The 1,760-nt window shown below is 38.9% G+C and carries 1 protein-coding gene; it reads right to left on the bottom strand.

From position 1 onward, the window contains the following. Window positions 1–141: 141 nt before the first annotated feature. The gene (locus ABHC48_RS20460; RefSeq protein ID WP_148462436.1) at window positions 142–1,614 is read right to left on the bottom strand and encodes a transposase; all 1,473 of its coding nucleotides are present in this window, start codon (window positions 1,612–1,614) and stop codon (window positions 142–144) included. Window positions 1,615–1,760: the final 146 nt, after the last annotated feature.

The following is a 1,760-nucleotide window of genomic DNA, read 5'->3' as shown; positions in this document are numbered from 1 at the left end:
AATAGGTAATTGCGAAACTCAAATTTGAAATATGAGAGCAGTTATCCACAATAAATGGAGATGATAAATGCAGAAACGTTAAATGACGAAATATTTTAGGCACACTTAAATAAGCCATAGGGCTTATTAAGTTGGTAAGTCCTATGCTATGAGAGGCTTTAAGCTTCGAATATATTCGTGGTGATTGATCTTATCTGCGAGAACAACAGTAATAAGTTGGGTGATACCGGCAAGAATCAGATCAGCATGCAGAGTCTTCTCATTTTGGGTTCGGCGTCCTGCAAGACAGAGATTGTCTTTGATGTGGTTGATATCCCTTTCGACAACAGTTCTGATTTTATAGGTATCATCCCATTCTTCGGTGCCGCGGATCGCTCCGGGATAAGCACGAAGATTCTTTTCTGGGTAGATGTAGACCATCCGCCCACATTTAGAAGAGGTACAAGGGTTGTCACAGAAACAATGACGATGGGCTTTTTGAGTTGATTTATCATAAATCCATTTCATTTTTGGACAGACAAATTTATATCTTGTTACTCCACTGCGAAGTTTGGAAGTGCCTTCGTATTTCATTTGTAAAGAAGGATCATGGGGACAACACGGAATACCATCTTCATTGATGGAATAATCCAGATTTTCAAGTCCGGATCTTGCATTCAGCGGAATATAAGCTTTCGAGAAATGTTTGTCATTACCAAAAGTGTCACCGGTAAGAAGGCTCTTATAGAGCTGTGCGGTATCGAAAGCAGCATCACCCAGGAAGGTTTTTGGATTAATCAAAGGATGCTTGGAAAAGAAGTCCTTCAGTGTCGGGATTAAAAGCTTTGAATCATGAACACATTTATCTTCGTCAGGGGAATCGGATTTCTTTTCGACAACGATATCAGGATGTGAAGCCATAAAGTTTTTGTTATAAAAAGATATGTGGCGGATGATGCCCAGTCCGTTGGTGACAATACCGAACTTAAAGACATAGCAAAAATGTCCATTGATATAGAGCTGCTTAATCTCAGGATTAGCAGAAGCATGAGAAGGCATGGAACCATAGGCAGCTTTATAAGGATCATAGGATTTATCAAAGCCCTGAGCTTTCGCATATGCCTTAAGCTGCTTGATGATCCTGTTAGCATACTTGGGATTATTTTCGGTAACAAATGCTTCGATGCCGGAAGAATCAAAGATGGTCATATCTGCTTTTGCAGAGTCAATCGCCTGACAGATAGGCTCGGTAACATCAACAAGGTTATCGAAAACAAGCTGGAGGTCATTTAAAAAATCCTGTTTGAATCGGGTGATTTTGGAAGCGTCAGGGACTTTAATAAAACCGCAGAATTCCCGAAGTGATTTTGAGTAAGCGAGAAAAGTCAAGAGAAGCTGATCCGTAGGGATAGAAAAAATACGCTGAATAATCAAAGCCCATAGAAAAGCTTGCAAAGGGTATTTACGGGTTCTGCCTGTCGATGCATAGAAATGATTTCTAAAAGAAATCGGAATTAACTCATCAATATCGATATGTGTTTCTAATAGAGAAAGAAAAGCAGGTTTGTCATTTTCAAATTTTTCATGGCAATCTGAAAAAATATCTGCCAAAGAAAGCTGTTTATATGGTATCATAAGTATCAGAATAACTCCTTTCTTGGATGTAGGTTTATAGTTTTTAGTCAACTCTATTATACCATGTCCAGTGAGGAGTTATTTGTTTTTAGGTAACAAAAAATGCCGTATTTATGTGGTGTTGTGGCGTTTCGCAAACGCCTAAT

It is taken from the genome of Ruminococcus sp. 1001136sp1, from assembly GCF_039841815.1.
Taxonomy (GTDB): domain Bacteria; phylum Bacillota; class Clostridia; order Lachnospirales; family Lachnospiraceae; genus Blautia_A; species Blautia_A faecis.
The sequence above is the reverse complement of the archived record's forward strand: the minus strand, read 5'-3'. Positions and strand labels throughout refer to the sequence as shown.

Bases quoted from the DNA above. Each gene is read 5' to 3' on its own strand.
- ABHC48_RS20460 (WP_148462436.1), bottom strand. From the start codon at position 1,614: ATGATACCATATAAACAGCTTTCTTTGGCAGATATTTTTTCAGATTGC.